Raw genomic sequence first — 22,492 nt, forward strand, 5'->3', positions numbered from 1 at the left:
GCCGTCCGGGAGTGGTGCGATGAGGATCGCGATCGTCGGCGCCGGGGGAGTGGGCGGGTTCTTCGGCGCGCTGCTGGCCCGTGGCGGGGCGAACGTGACGTTCGTCGCCCGCGGCGCGCATCTGGCCGCGATGCGGCGGGACGGCCTGCGGGTCGAGGGCGGCGCGCATCCCGTCCACATCCAGGACGTGCGCGCCACCGACGACCCCGCGGAGGTCGGCGCGACCGACCTGGTGATGCTGTGCGTCAAGTTGTGGGGTGTCGAGGAGGCGCTGGAGCAGATCCGGCCGCTCGTCGGGCCGGACACCACGGTCGTGTCGTTCCAGAACGGGGTCCTCAAGGACGGCTACCTCATGGCCGCGTTCGGCGCGGAGCGCGTGATCGGCGGGGTCGGCTACGTCGCCACGCACATCGCGCGGCCGGGGGTGATCGCGCAGACCGGCTCGTTGCAGCGGCTGGTCTTCGGCGAGTTCGACGGGCGGACGTCGGCCAGGGTCGCGGCGTTCCACGAGGCGTGCGCGGCGGGCGGGATCAACGCCGAGGTCAGCACGGACATCAGGCGGGAGATCTGGCAGAAGTTCGTGTTCCTCACCGGCCTGTCGGCGACGACCGCGACCACCCGGCTGCCCATCGGGCCGGTGCGGGAGAACCCGCAGACCAGGGCGTTCCTGCTCGATCTCATGCGGGAGGTCGTCATGGTCGGGCGGGCGTCCGGTGTCGCCCTCCCCGAGGACTACGCGGGGGAGTGCCTGAAGCTCGTCGACGAGGTCGCCTACGACATGACCTCGTCGCTGTTCCACGACCTCGACCGGGGACGTCCCCTCGAAGTGCGGTGGTTGTCCGGCGGCGTCGCCGAGCTCGGCCGGAAGGCGGGGGTCGCCACGCCGCTGAACCGCGCCGTCGCCGACATCCTCGCTCTGCACGCCGACGGCCGGGCCGAGGGGTGACGGGGTGGAGCGGGCACTGACCATCGAGTCGGTCGAGACGGTCCCCGTCGAGGCCCCCATGCGGTTCCCCCTCGGCACGAGTGTCGCGACGGTCCGCTCGGCCCCACTGCTCCTGTGCACCCTCAGGACGCGGGAGGGCGTCGACGGGCGGGCGTACCTGTTCTGCTACTCCGCTGCGGCGATGCGCGCGATCGAGATCGTGCTCCACGACGCCGCCGGATCCGTCGCCGGGCGTCTGGTCACCCCGGGACAGGCGGCGGGCGAGCTGGCCCGCCGCGCGACGCTCGTGGGGGTGACGGGCGTCGTCCGCATGGCGCTGTCCGCGATCGACATCGCCATGTGGGATGCGCTCGCCGTCGGCGCGGACCGGCCGCTCGCGGAACTGTTCGGCGGCGCCCGGGCGTCGGTGCCCGCGTACAACTCCGGCGGGCTGGGCCTGATGGCGCCGCGGGCCGCGGCCGACGAGGCCGCCGAACTACTGGACGGCGGCTTCCGCGCGCTGAAGGTCCGGCTCGGCCACCCGTCGCCGGCCGAGGACTTGGCGGTGCTGCGCGCGGTCCGGGACCGCGTGCCCGGCGCGGAGCTGCTGGTCGACTACAACCAGGTGCTCACCGTCGAGGACGCGCTCTGCCGTGGCCGAGCGCTGCAGGACGAAGGCATCGCGTGGCTGGAGGAGCCCGTCCGACACGACGATCTCGCCGGGAACTCCCGGGTGGCGGACGCGCTCGACGTCCCGGTCCAGATCGGGGAGAACTTCAACCGTCCCGAGGAGCTGGCCGAGGCGGTCGACCGGGGCGCGTGCGACCTCGTCATGCCGGACGTCGCACGGATCGGCGGGGTCAGCGGCTGGCTGCGCGCGGCGGTGCTCGCCGAGGCGCGCGGCACGCCGATTTCCTCGCACCTGTTCCCGGAGATCAGCGTTCACCTGCTGGCGGCGAGCCCCACCGCCCACTGGCTGGAGTACGTGGACTGGGCGGCCCCCCTGCTGCGGCACCCCCTGGAGATCCGGGACGGCGAGGCGGTCGTGCCGCGACGTCCCGGGATCGGGCTGGAGTGGGACCCGGACCGCGTGGCGTTCCACCGCTGCGACCGGCATTGACAGATGGCCGCATCGACAGAAGGCCGCATCGACAGAAGGCCGCATCGACAGAAGGCCGCATCGACAGAAGGCCGCATCGACAGAAGGCCGCACTGACAGGAGAAGAGATGAAACTGCTGACCATCGACGCGGGCGCGGCCGGCCACGCCGGGGTGCTCCTCGGCACCGGCGAGGTGCTCGACCTCGTCGCGCTGCCGGCGTCCGGCTCGAACGCCCGGTGGGTCCCGCCCTCGGTGCGCGGCATCCTGGAGGGCGGCGACGAGGCGCTCGGCCTGCTCCGGAAGATCGTGGACTCCGTCGAGTCCGATGACGCCGAACTCGCCCGCCTGCGGGAGAAGGGCACGGTCACCCCGTACGGGGAGACTCCGCTCCGGGCCGTCATTCCGGATCCCGCGCTGGTGCTGTCGACCGGCATGAACTACCGGACGCACCTTCAGGAGATGCGGAACGTGCCCGCGCCCCGGTTCCCGTACGTGTTCGTCAAGGTTCTGGAAACCCTCACCGGGCACGGCCGACCGATTGTGCTGCCCCGCCGGTTCCCCGACATGGTCGACTGGGAGGGCGAGTTGACCGTGGTGATCGGGCGCACCTGCCACGACGTCCCGGAGGACGAGGCGATGGCGTTCGTCGCCGGGTACACGGCAGCGAACGACGTATCCGCGCGCGACTGGGCCGCGGACTTCTACGGCGCCGAGGGCAGGGTCGACGTCGTGGCGGGCTGGGGACGCGCGATCAACGGCAAGCTCTTCCCGACGTTCCTGCCCTGCGGGCCGGTGATCGCCACGGCGGACGAGATCGCCGACCCACACGACCTCCGGCTCACCACCACGGTGAACGGGACGGTCATGCAGTCGGCGAGCACCGGCGAAATGATCTTCAGTGTCGCGCGGCTCGTGTCCTACTGCTCGCAGTGGTACCGGCTCCGCCCCGGCGACATGATCACGACGGGCACCCCCGCGGGTGCCGGCTACGCCCGCGACCCGCAGGTCTTCCTGCGGCCGGGCGACGTCGTGACCGTCGGGATCGAGGGGATAGGCGAGCTGAGCAACCCCGTCGTCGCGGCGGGCGGGCGCGGCGGGGAGGGCGCATGACCGGCGTCGTGAAGACCGTCGTGCCGGACCTCGCCGGGACGGGCGTCCGCTACGCCCCCGCCGTCGCCGCAGGGCGGTGGGTGTTCGTCACGGGACTAGAGGCCGTCGACCCGTCCACCGGTGCGATGGACGGGAGCACGCCCGGGCTCGGGGAGTCGCGGCTCCGGCGGGAGGGCGAGTTCGTCCTCGCGGAGATGCGGCGGCTGCTCGGCGACCTCGGCACCGACTGGTCGCGGGGCGTGCGCGTCGACCAGTTCTATGCGAGCCCGGAAGCGGTCAACCCCTACCACCGGGCCCGGCGGCACGTCTGCGGCGACCACATCCCGGCCAGTACGTCGGTCATCGTGGACCGCTGCTTCGCCGCGACGAGTTCGGTGTCCGCGGGGCTGATCGCCGTCCGCCCCGACGCCGGGCACGATGCCGAGGCCGTCCGCCCGCCCGGGTCCGAGGCCGGCGGCTGGCAGGGCGTCGCCCCGGCGGTGGCGTGCGGGGACTTCGTCTTCGTGTCCGGCCAGATGGCGAGCGCTGGCGGTGAGTCGCTCGACCCGCGCGCCGCGGTCCCCGCGGGGATGCGCTGGGGCGCGAGCCCGATCCGGCGGCAGACGGAGCACCTCATCGTCCACAAGCTCACCCCGGTCCTCGACGCGGCCGGGTCGTCGTGGGACGCGGCCGTCAAGGCGCAGGTCTACCTCGGCGACGCCGATGATCTGCCGGAGTTCCTGGAGGTGTGGTCCGAGCACCTCGGTGGCGTCCCGTGCGCCCTCACCGTCGTCCCGGCCGCCGGGTTCCGGATCGCCGGAGGGCGCGTCGAGATCAACCTCGTCGCGCTGCGGGACGGGACGGCGCGGCGCAAGGCGGTCGTCGACGCCGGGCTGCCGCGCGGCGCCGCCTTCGGCCCGTGCGTGCGGGCGGGCGACTTCCTCTTCCCCTCGGGGCTGCTCGGGGTGGCGGCGGATGGTGCCGTCGCCGGCGCGGGAACGTCGCAGGCCCTGGACGGCCTCGCGCACGCGGGTCACGTCCAGGCCGCCGCGATCTACGACCATGCCGACGCGCTGTGCGCGGCGGCGGGCACGTCCATGGCGAACGCCGTCCGCGCTCAGTACTTCGTGACCGACGTGCGCGACTTCCCCGGAGTCACCGCCGCCTGGGCCGCGCGGTACGGGGACGAGCCGCACCCGTTCTGGTGCCTCCAGGTCCCCGGACCGCTCCCGGCGCCCGGCGCCGCCCTGATCGGCGACTTCTGGATCTACGCGCCCTGAGAGCCGGCGCTCGCGGCCCACGGGGCCGGCCGCGAGCGCCGGCGGCTTATCGCCGTCAGGCGGTCGGTGCCTCGACGGGCGCGGGGGTAAGCCAGGGGGCGAGAAGGCCGTCCAGGTCGTCCGGGGCGTTGGTGCGGAAGGCGAGGTAGCCGTCGGGCCGGATCAGGAAGAGGTCGCCCGGCCTCGCGCCGAGTTTGTGGAGCAGCTCGCGCCTCGCGTCCAGGAGCGTCGGGACGTCGCCCGTTTCCGGCAGCCCCTCGCCGAGAACCATCAGGCACCGCAGCACTCCGGCGTAGCGGTGCTTCAGCGCGGTCAGCTCGGCGACCATCGCGACCCTCTTCGCCTTGGCGGTGTAGGACGACGCGTAGCCGACCAGCGTGTAGCCGGGTGCGCGCATGAGGTTGTAGAGGCGGACGCCGGGCCCGCCCGCGTCGGCGAGGTCGAGGTCGGGGACCCGGTCCCCGGCGTTGAGGGCCGCCTTGCGCACGCCGCCGAAGCGCTGCGTCTTCGACAGTGCCGCGTGCCGGTAGTTCACCCCGGTCTGGGTGACGCGGCCGCTCATCCGGTTCTGCACGTGCCTCCTGGAGAAGATCGTGGACAGTACTCGGCTGCTGACCTTCCGGTACGCCGCCGACCGCGCCTGGCTGATGAAGATCCGGAAGAGCCTGTCCGAGATCCTGCGGGTCTGCGCGCCGACGGGGTGGCGCTCGTCGTGGTAGCTGTCGAGAAGCGACTCCGGCGCCCGGCCCTGGCACACGTACGCCAGCTTCCAGGCGATGTTGAAGGCGTCCTGGATGCCGGTGTTCATGCCCTGGGCGGCCACCGGGATGAAGATGTGCGCCGCGTCGCCGGCGAAGAAGATCCGCTGCGCGCGGTACGTCTCCAGCAGCCGGTGCTGCGAGTGGAACCTGGTGATCCACTGCGGGTCGCTGAGTCGGAGCGGGTAGGGGACGATCGCGTCCACCGTCTCCTGGACGTCCGCCAGGTCGAGGGGCGTCGTGTGGGGGACGTCCATCTTGCCCATGTCGAAGGCGATGACCCGGACGTACTCGTTTTGGAACGGCAGCAGCGCCAGGCCGCCGCGCTTGTTGGTGTGCAGGCTGACGAACCCGCGCGGCAGGTCGCCCTCGACCAGCACGTCCGCGATGAGCGCGGATCCGCCGAACAGCTTGCTCCGCTCGGTCGTCCCGTACTCGCCGCTGAGGACGCTGTGCGTCCCGCTGCAGTCGATCAGATACCGGGCGCTCAGCGTACTGTGCGCGCCGAAGGCGTCGGTCACCTCGGCGATCACCGCGTCGGGCCGCTGCTCGGCGCGCACGAGCTTGAGCCCGCGGCGGATTCCGCCGCCCGTCCGTTCGAGGTGCGCGGTGAGGACTCGCTCCATCTCCTCCTGCGACAGGGTCAGCATGAATGGGAAGCCGCTGCCGGTGTGGTACATCTCCACGATGATCGGTGTGCGGTCGTCCGCGCCGAAGTTGAACCCCGGGGCCAGGTACCCGTCGCGTACCATCCCTTCGGTGAGCCCATGCATGTCGAGCAGCTCCATGGACCGCGCCTGCAGGACGAGAGCCCGCGAGTACCGCGCCGGCTCGGTCCGCTGGTCGATCAGGATGCAGTCGACGCCCTGCCGGCGCAGTTCGAGCGCGGCGGTCAATCCGGTGGGCCCTGCCCCCACCACCAGTACCTGAGTGTCGTGAACGGTCACGGGCGCTCCTCCTTGATGGTGGTACAGGCGAGGAAGTAGTCCAGGTGTGCCTCGACCTGGCGTTCGGCGGCCGCGAGTTCTTCGTCGGACGCGTCGGGACGCAGGCGTAGGAACCAGATGACGTCGAGGGGGGCCATGAGCTCCCACACCAGTTGCCCGGCGGGCTGGTCGGCGCGCATCAGGCCGGCGGCCTGCCACGCCTTGAACGGGCCGGCCAGCCGGTGCCGCGCCGCCTCGATGGCCTCGGCCAGCCCGCGGGCGCCCTGCCGGCCGGCGCCGTCCCGGAGGATGACGCCGGCGTAGCGCCGTCCGCGTGGGCTGAGCCACACCCGCAGGAGCCGCTCGACCAGCGCGCGGATGGCCTCGTCGGGGGGCGTGGCCGCGATCGCGTCCAGGTCCGGGCAGAGCGCCTCGAGGGAGGGCGGGCCCATCTCGTCGAACAAGGCCGCGTACATGGCGTCCTTGTTCTCGAAATGGAAGTAGATCGCGCTGTCGTGGACCCCGGCGAGGTTGGCGATCTGCCGCACGGTCGTGGTCGCGTACCCCTGCCGGGCGAACAGGTCCAGCGCCGCGTCGAGCAGCAGCCGCCGCGTGTCCTGCTCCTCGCCCTTGCGCGGCCGCCCCCGCCGCCGCCTGCCCTCCGCGCTCATGCGGTTCATAAAATAAGCGGCTGCTGAATTTGTCAATGCCCGGTGTGCCGCCGCGGCTCCGAACGGTGATCAAAGTCTGGCGTTCGGGGAAGGTCGAGCGCAGCGCCGCACGCGCCGTCGAACTCTGTTCGAGGCGTCAGTCAGGCGGTGTCGGTTGAGGCGGTGCCGGGTCAGGAGTCGTCGCGGGGCCCGGTGCCGGCGGCCTCGGTGCGGTCGAGGTCGTCGATCAACTGGAGGCCGCGGCGGGCCCACGCGATCTCGGCGTCGGCGTGGGCGACCTGGCCTTCGAGCGCGAGCGCCTTGAACGCGATGATGCGGCGGCGCAGTTCGGGACGGCTCTTGTCGAGCCGTGCGCGCATCAGCGGGAACTGCTCCGACCGGATGGTCTCCAGCAGCTTCACCCACTGGTTCCGCCGCCAGGTGTAGTGGTCGAGGTGCTCGTTCAGGTGCTTGCGGACGTTCTCGAGGCTGGTGAACTCGCCGTAGGTGATCTGGAGCCGGTGAACGTCGCGCTCCGGCGGGTAGGGCAGCGATTCCCCGGTCCAGGCGCGCAGCCGTGCCCGGCCGCGCGGGGTGATCTTGTAGAGGCGCTTCTCGGCCCGCTCGCCGCGCGGGATCGTCTCCGCGCGGATCAGCCCGTCGGCCTCCATCCGCCGCAGTTCAGGGTAGATCTGGCTGTCCGACGCGGCCCACATCAGGCCGACCGTGTCGTCGAAGTACCGGACGAGTTCGTAGCCGGTCATCGGCTGAGCGGCCAGGAGGGCGAGAGCAGCGTGGCGTAGTGACACCGATCCCCTTGCGTGGTCACCGCGTGTTTACCGGGCGAGCATACCTCGCCGGCGTCCCATCCCCGGCCCGGCCGCGACCCGTCCCGTCCGCTCGTCCCGCGGTCTTGACAGGCGGGGGACCCGCGTGGCCTTATTTAGCTAAGCACTTACCTAAGCAGTGAGTGAATCAGGTCGATCTACGAGGTGAGACGATGGCCGCACAGGGCAATGGCGCGGACGAGAAGTCCGGCCGGGCGATCAGCATCGAGGAGTACCGCGAGCTTCTGCCGAAGATGCGCTCGGTCCGGGAGAGCAACGAGACGGCGAAGGTGCTGGACGCCGACGACTACTTCAAGGTCGTCCGCAAGCAGGACACCCGGCCCGCGTTCTGGAAGTTCTCCGACGTGAAGGCGACGCTCGACCGGCTTGCCGAGGAGCCGCTGCGGGAGGCGGAGCGGCGCTTCTGCACGACGGTCAACGGCGACACCGGCGAGCTCGTCGGCGCGTCCCCGTTCATCTTCATCGGCTGGCAGCTCGTCCACCCGGGTGAGGAGGTGCCCCCGCACCGGCACAACTCCGTCGCGATCTACCACATCCTGCAGGGCAGCGGATACACCGCAGTCCAGGAGGCCGGGTCCACATGGACGAAGTTCCACTGGGAGAAGGGCGACACCCTCGCCTGCCCGTCGTGGGCGTACCACGCGCACTACGCCGAGGGGGACGAGGACACGCTGATGTACGTCGTCCAGGACATGCCCATGATGGCCGTGAGCCGGACTCTCTTCTGGGAGGAACCGCTCGGCCAGGAGAACATCCGGCACATGGTGACGGGCACCAGCCCGTCCTGGAGCGTCACCCGCGACATGGGCGGCGAGGGCTGACCCGATGCGGCACGAGCGGTTCACCGAGGTCCGGTTCAACGCCGACGGAGCAGGCGGAGTCGTGGTCGGCGCAGACGGCGGGGAGCGGCCCGCGGTCCTGCTGACCACGGCCATCGCCGGCGTGAACGATTACGTCCTGCGTCAGGCCGGCCGGCTGGCCGACGCGGGGTACGCCGTCGCGGTGCTCGACTACTACGCCCGCGAAGGCGGCCAGGCCCCGGACTTGAGCAGCCCCGAGAAGATCATGACGGCGGTCGGCGCGCTGGCCGACGAGACCGTGATGGGCGACATGGCGGATGCCGTGGCGTGGCTGAAGGAGCAGCCCGGCGTCACACGCGTCGGCGCGCTCGGATTCTGCATCGGCGGCACGTACGCGTTGCTCGCCGCGTCCCGCGTCCCCGGCCTGAGCTGCGCCGTGACGTTCTACGGCATGCTCAGGTACGGCAAGCTCAGCGACAACAAGCCGGTGTCCCCGATCGACGCCGCCGAGAAGGTCGGCTGCCCGTTCCTCGGCCACTTCGGCGAGACCGACCACCTCGTGCCAGTCGCCGACGCCCGCGAACTCGCCGACCGGCTGCGCGGCAGGCCGGCCGAGATCTACACCTACCCGGGCGCCGGGCACGCCTTCCATGAGGACTTCCGGCCGGAGGTCTACCGTCCCGTCGCGGCGACCGCGGCGTGGGCTCGCACGCACGAGTACCTCAGGTACTACCTGGGAGAAGGCGCGTGACCGCGACCGACAGGGCGCGGGCCGCGGAGTGGGTGCGGCTCGCTCCCGCCGACGCGTTGCCCCGCGGCGAGGCGGTCGCCGTCGACATCGGTGGCGAGCGGATAGCCGTCTTCCACACCGAGGACGGCTATCACGCCCTCGCCGGTCACTGCCTGCACATGGCCGGCGAGCTCAACGAGGGAGAGGTCGACGGCGGCGAGGTCGTCTGCCCGCTGCACGCCTGGCGGTACGACCTCGCGACCGGGGCCCGGACGGACCGCCGGGGCCAGTCGGTGGCGGTGTACCCCACCGACGTCAGGGATGGCTGGCTGTACCTCGCCCTGCCCGCATCGGAACAGGGCCAATGAAGATAGACAACGTTGCCACCAGGCTGGTCATCGTCCCCCTCGGCGCGGCGCGGGGCGGGTCGGGGGCCACCAGCCTGCAGGTGCTCCACGTGACCGTCCGCGACGTCGACGGCCGGACGGGCACCGGTTTCACCTACGCGCTGACCGGAGGGGCGGAGGGGGCCCGGGCGATCGTCGACACGACGTTCGGCCCGCGCCTCACCGGCCTCGACCCGCTGGACTGGGACCGCGTCTGGCACGAGCTGTGGGCGGCCACCCACCGGGTCGGGCGCGGTGTCGCGCTGCCCGCGCTGTCCGCCTTGGACATCGCCGTCTGGGACCTGCGCGCCCAAGCGGCCGGGCTGCCCCTCTTCCGGCTGCTCGGCGCGCAGCGCGACAGCGTCCCGGTGTACGGGAGCGGCCGCGCCACCCACCAGATGAGCGACGACGAACTCGTCGCGGGCGCGCTCGCTTACGTCGAGGAGGGGTACCGCGCGGTCAAGCTGCGGGCCGGCGCCCTCGGCATCGAGCGGGACGTGCGGCGCGTCGCGGCGGTGCGGGACGCGGTCGGCCCGGACGTCCGGCTCATGGTCGACTGCAACGAGCGTCTCGACCTCGCCGACGCGCAGCGGCTCGCCCACCGGCTGGACGAGCTCGACGTGGCCTGGCTGGAGGAGCCGCTGCCGTCCGACGACGTCGACGGCCACGCGCTGCTCGCCGCACGGTCCCCGGTGCCGATCGCCGTGGGAGAGCACCTGCAGGGGCGGTTCGAGTTCAAGCGGTACCTCGACCGGGGAGCCGCCGCGATCCTCATGCCGGACGCGCCGCTCACCGGCGGGGTGAGCGAGTGGCTGCGGATCGCGACCCTCGCCGAGGCGGCGAGCGTCCCGGTCACGCCGCACTTCCTGCCGGAGCTTCACATCCAGCTGGCGGCGGTGGCCAAGTCGGCGACGTACATCGAGCACTTCCCGCTGCTGGACGACCTGCTGGCCGAGACTCTCACCGTGTCCGGCGGCGTCGCCGTCCCGCCGGACCGGCCGGGGCACGGCCTGGTCTGGGACCAGGACGCCCTCGACCGGTACACGTCCGCCTGACCCGCCGGCCGGTGCCCGGATGGCCCGGCCCGCCTGAACGGAGCGAGACCATGCGGCTTGCGATCTTCGACGACTGGCGGCTCGGCGCCGTCGGCACCGACCACGCCTCGATCACCGACGTCACGGACGCGCTCCCGGAGCCCCATTCCGGTGAGCCGTTCGGGGCGGGCTGGTGGGTCCGGCTGTGCCGCGACTTCGCGCAGATCGGGCCGCGCCTGGCCGCCGCGGCGCGCGGCGGAACGGCGCGGCCGCTCCACGAGGTGCGGCTCCGCGCCCCGGTTCTCAACCCCGGCAAGATCGTCGCGTGCGCGTCCAACTACACCGCGCACATCGCCGAGATGCGCGAGTCCGTCATGCCGCGCGAGACCAGCGGGACGGGCGCGTGGCTGCTCGACTTCGACGTCTTCCTCAAGGCGCCGAGCTCGATCAGCGGCCCGGACGACCCGGTGCTGCTGCCCGAGGCGCCGCTGGCCGCCGGCCGCGAGATCCACCACGAGAGCGAGCTGTCCCTCGTGATCGGCCCAGGCGGCAAGGACATCCCGGAGGAGACGGCGCTGTCCCACGTGCTCGGCTACCTCATCGGCCTCGACTTGACCGAGCGCGGCACCGGCGACCGGTCCCGCCGCAAGAGTTACGAGACGTTCACCCCGCTCGGGCCGTGGCTGACGACGGCGGAGGAGGCCGGCGCTCCGGACGCGTTCGACATCGAACTGCGCATCGGCACGGTGGTGCGGCAGAAGGTCAGCACCGCCGACATGATCACGCCGGTGGCGCGCATCATCGCGCACGCGTCCCGGCTGATGCGGCTGGAGCCGGGCGACGTGATCATGACGGGCGCGCCGCCCGGGGTGGGGCCGATCGCGGCGGGCGACGTCATCGACGTCGCGATCAGCGGCCTCGGGGCCATGAGCCTGCCCGTCCGCAAGACCGGATCCTCCGGCTCCTGATCGCGTTTCACGGCGGGCGGGGCCGGACCGAACCGGGCCCCGCCCGCCGCTGTCATGCCGTGGAGGCGATGGCTTCCCCGGGCGCGGGCGCCTCCGGGTCCCCTTCGATCTCCGCCTCGATCCGGGCGCACGCCTGCCGCATGTACCGGACGGTCCGGTCGAGTCCCGGCCCCACCAGGCTCGAGGGGCCATGCGTGGTGATGGTCATCGCGCCGAGCGGCGCGCCCGACCGGCTCCGGATCGGGATGCCGATCGCGGTGATGGTCCGCTCGCACTCGCCCTTGGAGATCGACCAGCCGGTGCGCCTGACCCAGCCGATCCCGTCCATGAGCCGGTCGAACTCCGCGACCGAGACCGCGGTGTTCACGCCCTCGGCGAGGTACATCCTCTCCAGGTCGGGGTCAGCCAGCAGCGACAGCATCGCCTTGCCGCTGGCGGTCCGGTGGGCGGGCAGGACCGACCCGCGCCAGTCGTAGGTGCTGCCGGGCACGGTGGCGCTTGCCAGCACGCGGACCTCGCTCCTGACCCGGATCGCGAGGTTCGTCGAGTTCCCCACCAACTCGCCGAGGCGGCTCATGTGGGGCGCCGCGGTCCGGCGGAGGCCGCGGCTCCACGCGATGCCCGCCGCCCCGGCCGACATGGCCGGCCCGGGGACGTAGGCATGGGTCTCGTCCTGGACGAGGTAGTCGCGGTACACCAGGGTCTGGAGCAGCCGGTGCGCGCTGGACGCCGCCACGCCCAGCTCCTCCGCGGCGTCCGTCACCCGGATGCGGCCCTCGTCGCGGACGAGCTGGATGAGCCGGAGGCCGCGGTCGAGTGCGTTCGTGGGGTATGCCGGAGGCATTCTCTCCGAAGAGGACATCCCGATCCTCCTACGAGCGGCCGGCCCCTCGACCGAATCTGTCACGAGATTACCTGGAAACTACCGCGCCACCGGCGACACGGTCAACGTCGTCGCTGGTCACGAGCACGGTCGCGGCTGGCGCCGCGCACCGGCCAGGCGCCGCGAAAAGAGCCGGCCCATGACAAAAGTAGGTGCCCAATGCGGGCGGCGGGCGGTGATTCTGCGATACCGAATCTCGCGCTCGGGGAAACCGTGCCGTCCTAACGTCGAGCCGAGCCGCTTTCAGGAGGTTGTGGACGGTGGAGCTCGACAGCATCGAACCCGAGAGAAGCGGACGCCGGACGGCTTTGGCGGACGGCTTCTCGCTGGAAATGACGGGCAAGGACGCCGGGGCATTGGTGGACGCGGCCGGGCTCATTCCGCCGGGGACACGGGTCAACGTGACATTCCTCGCCGGTGAGGACCTCGCGACGCGGGTGTCGGCGGCGCGGGCCGTGCGTGAGCGCGGACTGCGTCCCGTTCCGCACATCTCGGCCCGGCGCCTGCGCTCGGAGTCGGAGCTGGCGGAGTACCTCTCCGCGCTCGCCGAAGTGGGGGCGGCCGAGGAGATCTGTGTCGTCGGCGGTGACCCCGCCCGGCCCGCGGGTCCGTACGCGGACGCGCTGGCGGTCATCAGGTCGGGCGCGCTGGCGCGGTCCGGTGTCCGGCACGTCAGCGTCGCCGGCTACCCGGAGGGGCACCCGCACATCGACACGCCCACCCTATGGTGCGCGCTGGAGGAGAAGCACGCCGCCCTTTACCGGCAGTCGCTCGGCGCGACCGTGATCACGCAGTTCGGGTTCGACCCGGCGCCCGTCGTGGCCTGGCTGGACGAACTCCGGTACCGCGGCGTCGACGCGCCCGTCCGAATCGGCGTGCCGGGACCCGCCGGCGTGAAGCGACTCCTGCGGTACGCGCGCCGGTTCGGCGTGCAGTCGTCGGCGGGGATCGTCCAGAAATACGGGTTCTCGTTGACGAACCTGCTGGGCACCGCTGGGCCCGGCCGCTTCATCAAAAGGCTACAAGAACAGATCGACCCCGTCCGGCACGGAGATGTCTCACTGCATTTCTACACCTTCGGCGGCATCCGCGTGACGGCCGAATGGGTGCGGGACGACGAATCGATGGTGACGCAATGAGCCCTGTTCAGAGAATGGACACCGACCCGAACCTGCTTGCGCGGGACCGCGCGAGCCTCATGGTGTACGGCGACGACAAACCCGGAATCGTCGCCGCCCTGGCCGGAGTGCTCGCCCGCCACGGCGCGAACATCGTCGCGCTGGACCAGCACAGCGACAACCCGGAGGGCGGCGCGTTCTTCCAGCGGACCGTCGTACATGTCGCGGACCTCGCCGCGACCATTCCGGCGCTGGAGAAGGACCTCGCCGCCATTGTCGGCGAGGAGCTCGGGCTCCACTGGCGGCTTCGAGACCTCTCCGTCCCGCCGCGGGTCGCCGTCCTCGCCTCGAAATCGGACCACTGCCTGCTCGACCTGCTGTGGCGGCAGCGGCGCGGCGAACTGCCGATGACCGTCCCGATGGTGATCTCCAACCATTCCGACGTCGCCGACGACGTGCGCTTCTTCGGCATCCCGTTCTTCCACGTGCCGGCCCGAGGGCGGGACAAGTCGGCCGCCGAGATGGAGATCGTCAAGCTGGTCGCCGGCAATGTCGACCTGATCGTCCTCGCCCGGTACATGCAGATCCTGACCGGGTCGTTCATCAACGAGGTCGGGGTGCCGATCATCAACATCCACCATTCCTTCCTCCCGGCGTTCATCGGCGCCGGCCCTTACCAGAAGGCCAAGGAGCGCGGCGTCAAGCTCGTCGGCGCGACCGCGCACTACGTCACCGAGGACCTCGACGAGGGCCCGATCATCGAGCAGGACGTGATCCGCGTCTCGCACGCCGACACGGTCGCCGAACTGACCAGGCGCGGCGCGGACATCGAGCGCCAGGTGCTGGCCCGGGCCGTGCTGTGGCATCTCCAGGACCGCGTGATCCGGCACGGGAACCGGACGATCGTCTTCTGACCGGCCGCCGCCGGCGGCGATATCGAGAACAGGAGCTCGAATGGAAACGGGAAACGGAAAGTCTCTCCAGGACCTGGTCGACGAGACCCCCGATCTGGTCGACTACTTCTACAACGAGACCATCGCCCCGCATTTCCGCGCGCGGACCAGCCTGACCGCCGCGTTCATCCCTCCGGACTTCACCAACTGGCGGGACGAGCAGCGGGCCTGGCGGGAGACCGCGATCCTGTTCGATCAGTCGCACCACATGCCCGAACTTTTCCTCAAAGGCCCCGACGCGCTGCGCCTCCTGACACGCGTCGGCATCAACAGCTTCGCGGACTTCACCCCCGACCGGGCCAAGCAGCTCGTCGTGTGCACGCCCCGCGGGCACATCATCGGGGACTGCATCGTCTACTGCCTCGGCGAGAACGACTTCGAGCTCGTCAGCGGAATGAGCGTGCTGAACTGGGTCGAATACCAGGCGGTTACGGGAGGATTCGACGTCTCCATCGAGCGCGACGCGCCGACCCCTTACAACCCGAAGGGACGGCGGGTCCGCTACCGCTTCCAGCTGGACGGTCCGAACGCGGGGAAGATCTTCGACGAGGTCACGGAGGGGACGACGCCGGAGATCCCGTTCTTCCGGACCGCGCGGGTGACGATCTCCGGCAGCCAGGTCCTGGTGTTGCGGCACGGCATGGCCGGCCATCAGGGCGTGGAACTGTCGGGCCCCTATGACGAGCTCGGCACCGTCCGATCAGCCATCCTCGCCGCGGGGGAGAAACACGGGATGGTCCAGGGCGGCACCCGCTCGTACTTCAGCACGATCTTCGAGAGCGGATGGATCGCCTACCCGCTCCCCGGCATTTTCACGGGCGAGGAGCTGCGCGGATTCAGGGAATGGCTCCCCGCGGAGAGCTGGGAGGGGAACACGCAGCTCGGCGGCAGCTTCTGCTCGTCCGATATCGAGGACTACTACGTCACGCCCTGGAACCTGGGATACGACCGCTTCCTGAAGTTCGACCACGACTTCATCGGCCGTCCGGCGCTGGAGAGCATGGCCGGCGGACCGCACCGCAGGAGGGTGACCCTCGCCTGGAACAAGGAGGACGTCCTTCGCGTGATGGGCTCCCAGTTCGGGTCGGGCCCCAGGTACAAGTCGATCGAGTTCCCGACCGCGTTCTACGGGTTCCCGCATTTCGACGAGGTCCGCGGAAAGGACGGCCGCATGGCGGGCCTTTCCTGCCACTGCGGATACAACGGCAACGAGGGTGTGGCCCTTTCCCTGGCCATGCTGGACGAGGAGCACGCCGTTCCCGGTACCGAGGTCGTCCTCACCTGGGGCGAACCGAACGGCGGCTCCCGGAAGCCGCACGTCGAACGGCACGAGCAGGTGCAGATCCGCGCGACCGTCGGGCCGGTGCCGTACTCGAAGCACGTTCGCGAAGTGCAGCGCGCCGCAGTGGGCGGCCTTCGGAGGCCGTAGCGTTCGCGGAAGTAGCCGCAGGCGCCATCCCCGGTCCGAGTTCGTGGCGTCGAGATGATGGATCTCGGGGTACGAGTTGGGCTCCGCCCAGGCCGGGGCTAATGCTGCTGGCAGACGGCCCGATGAGCTCACCTCACGCGATGTCCTCCACGACGAGCCGGTCGTCAGGCACGTTGTGGGCGTCCATGGCCTGGAAGAGTTCGTGCTGGGCGGCGGTAGCGGCCCTTCAAGGTGAGCGATGTCGGCGGGGGAGAACTCGCGGTGGGTCGCGGCCACCCGTTCGACGCGTCCGTCCGGCAGGAGCAGGGCGACCGCCGCCCAGTCACCGAGCGCGGGCACCGCCGGCCGGACCAGCAGCCGCAGCACCTCGTTCGCGTCCCGGGTGGACGACAGCACGGTGGTGATCTCGGCGACCAGAGCCAGCCGGGAGTTGGCCCGCCGCGCCTGCTTCGTCCGGTCGTGCCGCCCCCGCTCGATCCGGAGTCGCCCGGTCGCGTCCTGCAGCACGGTGACCGCTCCGGTCACCGCACCGGCTCCGCAGCCCTCGGTTCCCGGCTCGTCGGCGTAGATCGGAGCGGATGCCCAGGTCCGCGCCGACCCGGTCGTGCGGCTGCCCGCTCATCTGTTCCTCCTGGTCGGACGTCACGATCACTGCCCCTCGCGGCCGCCGGAACACCTCGGTCCCGTAGATGCGCGGGCCGATCTGCCGCCGGTCCGCTCCCCGAAGGCGTCCCCGGTACCGGTGCACTGCGCGGTCGCGTCCGCTCGGCCGGTTCAGGAGACGATCAGAGAGACGACGGCGCTGACCGCGCAGACGCGGTCGGCGCGCGGGGCCGGCTCGCACTGTGGGCGCTGCCCATGGAGCCGAGTGGCGTGGCAATCGTAGGTGGGACCGTGGCCGAGGCTGAGGCTGCCTTCACGCCGTCGGCTCGCCGTTACGCCAGGGCAGCGGGATCCGCGCCCACGTCAGATGAAAGGGGATCTCGAAATGTCGTCCGGCGGCCGACGGCCGAGCCGATGAGTAACTTGATACCGTTATGGATAACTGTCCATTTCACTAACGGGGACGTCGATGTCGCTGCGCCACGCCCTTCTCGCCACGCTGACCGCCCAGCCCATGACCGGGTACGAGCTGGTCAAGTACTTCGACGGGAGCGTTGCGTACGTGTGGAGCGCGCCGCACAGCCAGATCTATCCGGAGTTGCGCCGGATGGAGCGCGACGGGCTCGTCACGGTCGAGGTCGTGCCGCGCGGCGAGCGGGCGGAGAAGCGGGTCTACTCGATCAATGAGGCGGGCCTGGCCGAGCTTCAGCGGTGGGAGCAGGCGCCGATCCCTTACCAGTCCGATCGGGACCCCTACCGCTTGAAGGTCGCGCATTTCGAGCAGTCGACGTACGAGGCGGCGCGCAGCCAGCTCGAGGCGCACCTGCACCACTTCACCCGGGCGCTGCGGGAGTGGGAGCAGATACTGGCCGACATCGACGCCCGCCGTGTGTCGCTGTTGCGCCGGCGGTTGGGGCAGCGTCCGGAGGAGGAGCACGAGGCGATCATCGCCTTCCGCAAGCTCGCCTTTCGGGGCGAGGTCCTCAAGGCCCGGGCCGAAATCGCTTGGGCGGAGGAGGGACTGGCCGTGCTGGACGAGCTGCAGGCCAAGGGCGTTCCGCTGCGCGGGGAGGAGTTCGCCAAGCCGGCCGGGCACTGAACCACGGCGCGCGGCCCGAGCGCCTCGTCGAGCTCCGGCCGCACGCCGCGGGTGACCGGCCGCGTCAGCGGAGCAACGCGCGGACCCGGCCGGGGGTGAGCGGCAGGCGGGTGACCGTCGCGTCCTCCCCGAGCGCGTCCGCCACCGCGTTGGCCACCGCCGCCGGGGTGGCGACCATCCCCGACTCGCCGACGCCTTTGGCGCCGAGCGGGTTGGACTGGGGCGGGCGGTGCTCGATCAAGATCGTCTCGATGTCCGGCAACTCGGACGCCGTGGGCATCCGGTAGTCGCCGAACGTCGTGGACAGCGGCTGCCCCTGCGAGTCATAGAGGAGTTCCTCCAGGAGCGTGCCGCCGATCCCTTGGGACGCGGCCCCGGCGAGCTGACCGCGTACCAGGGCCGGGTTGATGGCCCGTCCGACGTCGTGCATGACGATGTGGCGCAGCACCCGCACCCGCCCGGTGGGGCGGTCGACCGCGACGACGGAGAGCGCACCGCCGAAGGAGAACGTCGGGTGGGGCTTGTCGAAGCGGCCGCGTCCCTCGCCCACCTTCCCGACCGGAAGCGAGACTCCGGCGACGTGCACGGAGCCCTGCCCGAACTCGACGGCGTCCGCGTCGGCGCCCAGCGCCTCGGCGGCCCTGTTGCGCAGGTCGCGCGCGGCAAGCAGGGCGGCGTTCCCCGCGACCGGCGTCGATCGGCTCGCGAAGGCTCCGAAGCCCATGGGCACATCATCGGTGTCGGAAAAGGCGACCCGCACGTCTTCCACGGGGACGCGCAGGACATCCGCGACGATCTGTGCGAACACCGTCTCGATGCCCTGCCCGAGGGAGCCCGCCCCGATGTGGACGGTGAACCCCCCGGCGGGGCCCGGAACGACACGTGCCTCCTCGAACGGTCCGATCGCTCCGATCTCGATGTAGACGGCGAGGCCGAGGCCCACGCACTCCCCGGCGGCTCTGCGGGCGGTGACCTCGCGCCTGAGGCGGGCATAGTCGGCGGCGTCCAGCAGGGTGTCGAGCGCTGCCGGATAGTCTCCGCTCTCGTAGACGATGGCGGGGACGGCGGATCCTTCGCCCATGGCGAACGTGAAAGGCATCGCCGCGGCCGGGATCAGGTTACGCCGCCGCAGCTCGGCAGGGTCCAGCCCGACACGGCCGGCGAGCATGTCGAGCAACCGCTCCCGGGCGAACGTCACCTCGGTCATGCCAGGCCCCCGGTAGGTGCCGACCGGTGTGCGGTTGGTGATGACGCCGGTCGATTCGACGGAGAACGCCTCCCACCGGTAGGGGCCGGCGACCTGCTGTGCGGGCAGCAGTTCGGGCAGGATGCCCTGCGACCGGACGTAGCCGCCGTGGTCGGCCCAGGCCCGGTCGCGGAAGGCGAGGAGCCGGCCGTCCGACGTCGCGGCGATCTCGAGCTCGTGCTCCTGCTCGCGCGCGTGGTTGGTGGCGACGAAGTGCTCGGCGCGGTCCTCGACCCATTTCACCGGGCGGCGCAGGCGGAGCGCGAGATGGGCGACCAGGAAGTCCTCGGGGTAGGCCTCGCCCCGCACGCCGAAGCCGCCGCCGACGTTCACCTCCGCGACCCGGATCCGCTCGGCTTCGATGCCGAGCATCCGCGCCAGGGCCTGCCGGACCGAGTGCTTGACCTTGGCGCCGCCCCACAGCGTGAGGCGCCCGGTGACCTCGTCGACCTCCGCGAGAAGCCCCCGGGTCTCCATCGGCACCGCGGTGTGCCGGTGCATCCGGAACCGCTCCCGGACGACGATGTCGGCGGCGTCGAACGCGGCGTCGACGTCGCCGTGCCGGAGCGGCACGGTGTTGACTACGTTCGTCCCCGCTTCGGGGTGGATCGGCTCGGCCGTCAGCGCCTCCGTGAGGTCGGTGACGGGGTCCAGTTCGTCCAGGTCGACGTCGACCAGTTCGGCCGCGTCCTCGGCGATGTAGGGGTCGGTCGCGACGACCGCGGCGATCGGCTCGCCGACGTACCGGACGACCCCGCGCGCGAGTGGCGGCTGCAGGAAGCGGTTGGCTTCGGGGGTCTCGAACATCGGCAGCCGGATGGGGATCCGGACGTCCGGCAGGTCATCGGCGGTGAGCACGGTCACCACGCCCGGATGTCCGGCGGCCTCGGTCACGTCGATCCCGGTGATCCGCGCGTGCGCCACGGGGCTGCGCACGACACGGACGTGGACCTCGCCCTCGCGGTGAAGGTCGGCCACGTACTGCGCTGTGCCGGCGAGGAGCGCCGCGTTGGCCGTTCTCCGCACGTCGCTGCCGATGATGCCGGTCATGGCCTGCCTCCTTGGTCCATCAGCCGCGTGAGAGCCCGCACGACGACTGTCTCGACGAGCTCACGGCGAAATTCCGGTCCGGCGAACGCGTCTTCCCCCGGGTGGGTCTCCGCCGCGGCCACGCGGGCGGCCAGCTTGGCCGCCTCCGGGGTCAGTGCCACGCCGTCGAGGGAAGCCTCGGCATCGAGCGCTCTGAGCGGGAGCGGCCCGACCGAACCCAGCACGATGCGGACCTGTCGCACTATGCCGTCCTCCCCGGTCGCGATGGCGACCGCGGCTGAGGCGAGCGCGAAGTCGCCGGAGCGGGCCGTGAACTCCTCGAAGGCGCTGCGCAGTCCCAGCGGCGGGGTGGGGAAGTCGATGCTCACCAGCGCCTCGGCCGGTTCGATGACCGTCATGAACGGCCCGGTGAAGAATCCCGCCGCCGGGACGGTCCGGGTACCGGCGGCCGAGCGCAGCACGAACGCCGCGTCGAGCGCGGTGGCCACGACCGGCAGCTCGGCGGACGGATCGGCGTGCGCGATGCTGCCGCCGATCGTTCCGCGCTCCCTGATCGGAAGGTGGCCGATCTGCGCGGCCGCCTCGCGGATCGCCCGCCACGGCCCGGCCAGTTCGGCCGCGCCTTCCAGTTGGGCGTGGCGGACGAGCCCGCCGAGCGCGAGGCCGCCGCCTGTCCGGTCGATGCGGTCCAGGCCGGGGAGGCGGCCGATGTCCACCAGGTGGGTGGGCCGGGCGAGCCGGTAGGACAGCAGTGGCAGGAGGCTCTGCCCGCCGGCGAGGAACTTCGCCTCGTCGCCGCCCTCAATGATCATGTCGAGTGCCTCGTCCAGCGTCGCGGGACGCGCGTAGGCGAACGGTGGCGGCTTCACGACGCGCTTCCCGTGGACGGCCGGGCAGCCAGTTCCCGCTGGGCGGCGAGGACGGCGTTCACGATCGGCACACCGCCGGTGCAGCGGCACAGGTTGGAGCTGATCACCTCGCGCACCCGTTCGGGGGACGCGCCCGGCTCGTCGCGCAGCAGTCCCGCCGCCAGCATCAGGAAACCGGGAGTGCAGAAGCCGCACTGGAGCGCGCCGCCGGTGTCGAAGGCCTGGCGCAGCGCGCCGAGTTCCGGCGCGTCCCCCTCGATCGTCTCGATCCGCGAGCCTTCCGCCTGTACCGCCAGCGCCAGGCACGACCGGACGGGACGGCCGTCCATCAGCACCGTGCAGGCCCCGCAGACCCCGTGCTCGCAGCCGAGACGCGTTCCGGTGAGTCCGTGGTCGCGCAGGGCGTCGGCCAGAGTTCGCCGCGGCGGGACGCTGACCGTCTCCGCACGGCCGTTGACGTCGAGTGCGCACGTCACAGGATCGTCCTCAGCCATCCAGCGCTCCATCACTCACTTCTCCTCATAAGTATCTTCTTCTGTATCACGGTACATAAATGCCCAGGTCGGCGCAACGGTCAGCCCGAGAGTTGCTCGATCGCGTCGGCGATCCGCCCGGGGTCCCAGCCGGCCGAGAGGGCGAGCGAGAGCAGGACGCGCATCTTGTAGGGGTCGAGGGCGCCCCCACTGAGCAACCCCTTGGACAGCAGGTCGATCTCCGAGCCCGGGAAGTCGTAGGTACCGCGGAGCCCCTCTCCGGCTCCGGTCCGGGAGGTCAGGACGACCGGCATCGCGTCGGCGAGGCGGGCCGCGGCGTCGACCATCCGCTCCGGCAGGTGCCCCGCGCCGAACGCGGCCAGCACGACGCCCGCGTAGCCGAGGTCGACCAGTCGGTCGAGGACGCGGCCGTCGTCGCCGAGCGCGACGCTGACGAGCGCCACCGGCGGCGGCTGCGCACCGGGCAGTGGGACGACGCGCACGCGGTGCCCCACGCGCAGCGGAATGCGGACGCGTTCCTCGGCGATCCACCCGATCGGCCCGACTCCGGCACAACCGAACGCCGACGGCCGCGACGTGTGCCCCTTGCGCACGAAGCGCGCCGCGTGGATCTCATCGTTCATCGCCACCAGGGTGCCGAGACCGGACGCCGTCGAGCTCGCGGCGACCCGGACGGCGCCGAGCAGGTTCGCCGGGCCATCCGCGCCGGGCATCGTCGGGTTGCGCATGGCGCCCGTGACCACGATCGGGCGATCGGATCCGCACAGCAGGTCCAGGGCGAATGCGGTCTCCTCCAGCGTGTCGGTGCCCTGGACGACGACCACCCCGTTCACGCCGCCGTCCAGCAGGTCATCGATCCGCGCGGCGACCGCCTGCATGTCGCTGAGCCGCAGATGCGCGCCCGGCACCGGGCGGAAGGCGTCGAAGCCCACCTCGGCGACGGCGGAGATCTCGGGCGCGGAGGCCACCAGGGCACGTGCGTCGAGAGCAGGCCGTACGCCGTGCCCGTCGCCGGGCGAGGTCATCGCGATCGTTCCGCCGAGTGCGAGCACATGGACTCTGTTCCTCGTCGCAGTGGGGATCATGCGGGCCACCTCCTGTGGGCCGGGTCCTGGACCGGCCTTGACGGCCGCGACAGCACCAGGCTAGCGTTTACGTATATCGATACCTAAATAAGAACACACTTCCCGGCGTGCGGGAAGGTGCGTCCAGGAGAAAGGACAGCGAAGTGGTCTGCTGGCCGTTGCCCGTGA

General features: G+C 71.4%; 22 protein-coding genes. 14 read left to right on the top strand and 8 right to left on the bottom strand.

Going from position 1 to position 22,492, the window contains the following annotated elements; genetic code table 11:
• The first annotated feature begins 19 nt into the window (after nt 1–19).
• From AB0K34_RS06945 to AB0K34_RS06960, 4 genes are all read left to right on the top strand, one after another.
• Nucleotides 20–946, top strand: a complete 927-nt coding sequence (locus AB0K34_RS06945; protein ID WP_138641455.1) for a 2-dehydropantoate 2-reductase — start codon at nt 20–22, stop codon at nt 944–946.
• Nucleotides 947–950: 4 nt separating this feature from the next.
• The gene (locus tag AB0K34_RS06950) at nt 951–2,045 is read left to right on the top strand and encodes an enolase C-terminal domain-like protein (RefSeq protein WP_205719677.1); all 1,095 of its coding nucleotides are present in this window, start codon (nt 951–953) and stop codon (nt 2,043–2,045) included.
• A 107-nt stretch (nt 2,046–2,152) separates the two neighbouring features.
• Nucleotides 2,153–3,136 (top strand): fumarylacetoacetate hydrolase family protein, encoded by a 984-nt coding sequence (locus AB0K34_RS06955; protein WP_301174096.1) that lies wholly within the window; start codon nt 2,153–2,155, stop codon nt 3,134–3,136.
• On the top strand, nt 3,133–4,395 hold the full coding sequence (locus AB0K34_RS06960) for a RidA family protein (protein ID WP_138632213.1): 1,263 nt from the start codon (nt 3,133–3,135) through the stop codon (nt 4,393–4,395). The genes AB0K34_RS06955 and AB0K34_RS06960 overlap by 4 nt, the downstream gene beginning before the upstream one ends.
• Before the next feature lie 55 nt (nt 4,396–4,450).
• On the opposite strand, the gene AB0K34_RS06965 is transcribed toward AB0K34_RS06960, so the two are convergent.
• From AB0K34_RS06965 to AB0K34_RS06975, 3 genes are all read right to left on the bottom strand, one after another.
• Complete coding sequence (locus AB0K34_RS06965) at nt 4,451–6,100, bottom strand: FAD-dependent monooxygenase (protein ID WP_171068774.1); 1,650 nt, start codon at nt 6,098–6,100, stop codon at nt 4,451–4,453.
• Nucleotides 6,097–6,750, bottom strand: coding sequence for a TetR/AcrR family transcriptional regulator (locus tag AB0K34_RS06970; protein ID WP_171068775.1), 654 nt, complete (start codon nt 6,748–6,750; stop codon nt 6,097–6,099). Before AB0K34_RS06970 ends, AB0K34_RS06965 begins: the two co-directional genes overlap by 4 nt.
• A gap of 170 nt (nt 6,751–6,920) precedes the next feature.
• A complete protein-coding gene (locus AB0K34_RS06975) occupies nt 6,921–7,538 on the bottom strand; it encodes a PadR family transcriptional regulator (RefSeq protein WP_138632219.1) in 618 nt (205 codons plus the stop codon).
• Nucleotides 7,539–7,729: 191 nt separating this feature from the next.
• Here AB0K34_RS06975 and AB0K34_RS06980 point away from each other — a divergent pair, with 191 nt between their 5' ends.
• Genes AB0K34_RS06980 through AB0K34_RS07000 form a run of 5 tightly spaced genes read left to right on the top strand, consistent with a single transcriptional unit; the run spans nt 7,730 to nt 11,495 of the window.
• Nucleotides 7,730–8,398: a cupin domain-containing protein gene (locus AB0K34_RS06980; protein ID WP_138632221.1), complete on the top strand. Its 669-nt coding sequence runs from the start codon at nt 7,730–7,732 to the stop codon at nt 8,396–8,398.
• Between the two features lie 4 nt (nt 8,399–8,402).
• Complete coding sequence (locus tag AB0K34_RS06985; RefSeq protein ID WP_138632224.1) at nt 8,403–9,128, top strand: dienelactone hydrolase family protein; 726 nt, start codon at nt 8,403–8,405, stop codon at nt 9,126–9,128.
• Nucleotides 9,125–9,475: a Rieske (2Fe-2S) protein gene (locus AB0K34_RS06990; protein ID WP_171068776.1), complete on the top strand. Its 351-nt coding sequence runs from the start codon at nt 9,125–9,127 to the stop codon at nt 9,473–9,475. The genes AB0K34_RS06985 and AB0K34_RS06990 overlap by 4 nt, the downstream gene beginning before the upstream one ends.
• Nucleotides 9,472–10,548: a mandelate racemase/muconate lactonizing enzyme family protein gene (locus tag AB0K34_RS06995; protein WP_138632230.1), complete on the top strand. Its 1,077-nt coding sequence runs from the start codon at nt 9,472–9,474 to the stop codon at nt 10,546–10,548. Before AB0K34_RS06990 ends, AB0K34_RS06995 begins: the two co-directional genes overlap by 4 nt.
• Before the next feature lie 50 nt (nt 10,549–10,598).
• Complete coding sequence (locus AB0K34_RS07000; protein ID WP_138632233.1) at nt 10,599–11,495, top strand: fumarylacetoacetate hydrolase family protein; 897 nt, start codon at nt 10,599–10,601, stop codon at nt 11,493–11,495.
• A 52-nt stretch (nt 11,496–11,547) separates the two neighbouring features.
• Here AB0K34_RS07000 and AB0K34_RS07005 read toward each other — a convergent pair whose 3' ends face one another.
• Entirely contained in the window at nt 11,548–12,339 is a 792-nt protein-coding gene (locus tag AB0K34_RS07005; protein WP_171068777.1) for an IclR family transcriptional regulator, read from the bottom strand.
• Nucleotides 12,340–12,638: 299 nt separating this feature from the next.
• On the opposite strand from AB0K34_RS07005, the gene AB0K34_RS07010 reads away from it, so the two are divergent.
• The 5 genes from AB0K34_RS07010 (at nt 12,639) to AB0K34_RS07030 (ending at nt 17,580) form a co-directional block, all read left to right on the top strand.
• Nucleotides 12,639–13,517, top strand: a complete 879-nt coding sequence (locus AB0K34_RS07010; RefSeq protein WP_205719033.1) for a methylenetetrahydrofolate reductase — start codon at nt 12,639–12,641, stop codon at nt 13,515–13,517.
• The gene (gene purU, locus AB0K34_RS07015; protein WP_240807036.1) at nt 13,514–14,410 is read left to right on the top strand and encodes a formyltetrahydrofolate deformylase; all 897 of its coding nucleotides are present in this window, start codon (nt 13,514–13,516) and stop codon (nt 14,408–14,410) included. Before AB0K34_RS07010 ends, purU begins: the two co-directional genes overlap by 4 nt.
• 40 nt (nt 14,411–14,450) lie before the next feature.
• Nucleotides 14,451–15,878: an aminomethyltransferase family protein gene (locus AB0K34_RS07020; RefSeq protein WP_138632239.1), complete on the top strand. Its 1,428-nt coding sequence runs from the start codon at nt 14,451–14,453 to the stop codon at nt 15,876–15,878.
• Between the two features lie 238 nt (nt 15,879–16,116).
• Nucleotides 16,117–16,446, top strand: coding sequence for a hypothetical protein (locus AB0K34_RS07025; protein ID WP_301174098.1), 330 nt, complete (start codon nt 16,117–16,119; stop codon nt 16,444–16,446).
• Between the two features lie 504 nt (nt 16,447–16,950).
• Nucleotides 16,951–17,580: a PadR family transcriptional regulator gene (locus tag AB0K34_RS07030; protein ID WP_138632246.1), complete on the top strand. Its 630-nt coding sequence runs from the start codon at nt 16,951–16,953 to the stop codon at nt 17,578–17,580.
• 64 nt (nt 17,581–17,644) lie between these two features.
• Here AB0K34_RS07030 and AB0K34_RS07035 read toward each other — a convergent pair whose 3' ends face one another.
• From AB0K34_RS07035 to AB0K34_RS07050, 4 genes are all read right to left on the bottom strand, one after another.
• Entirely contained in the window at nt 17,645–19,876 is a 2,232-nt protein-coding gene (locus tag AB0K34_RS07035) for a xanthine dehydrogenase family protein molybdopterin-binding subunit (RefSeq protein WP_138632249.1), read from the bottom strand.
• Complete coding sequence (locus tag AB0K34_RS07040) at nt 19,873–20,745, bottom strand: FAD binding domain-containing protein (protein ID WP_138632252.1); 873 nt, start codon at nt 20,743–20,745, stop codon at nt 19,873–19,875. Before AB0K34_RS07040 ends, AB0K34_RS07035 begins: the two co-directional genes overlap by 4 nt.
• The gene (locus tag AB0K34_RS07045; RefSeq protein WP_138632255.1) at nt 20,742–21,239 is read right to left on the bottom strand and encodes a (2Fe-2S)-binding protein; all 498 of its coding nucleotides are present in this window, start codon (nt 21,237–21,239) and stop codon (nt 20,742–20,744) included. The genes AB0K34_RS07040 and AB0K34_RS07045 overlap by 4 nt, the downstream gene beginning before the upstream one ends.
• 80 nt (nt 21,240–21,319) lie before the next feature.
• Entirely contained in the window at nt 21,320–22,324 is a 1,005-nt protein-coding gene (locus tag AB0K34_RS07050; RefSeq protein WP_138632258.1) for an asparaginase, read from the bottom strand.
• Nucleotides 22,325–22,492: the final 168 nt, after the last annotated feature.

The organism is Actinomadura sp. NPDC049382, assembly GCF_040677125.1.
GTDB lineage: Bacteria > Actinomycetota > Actinomycetes > Streptosporangiales > Streptosporangiaceae > Spirillospora > Spirillospora geliboluensis.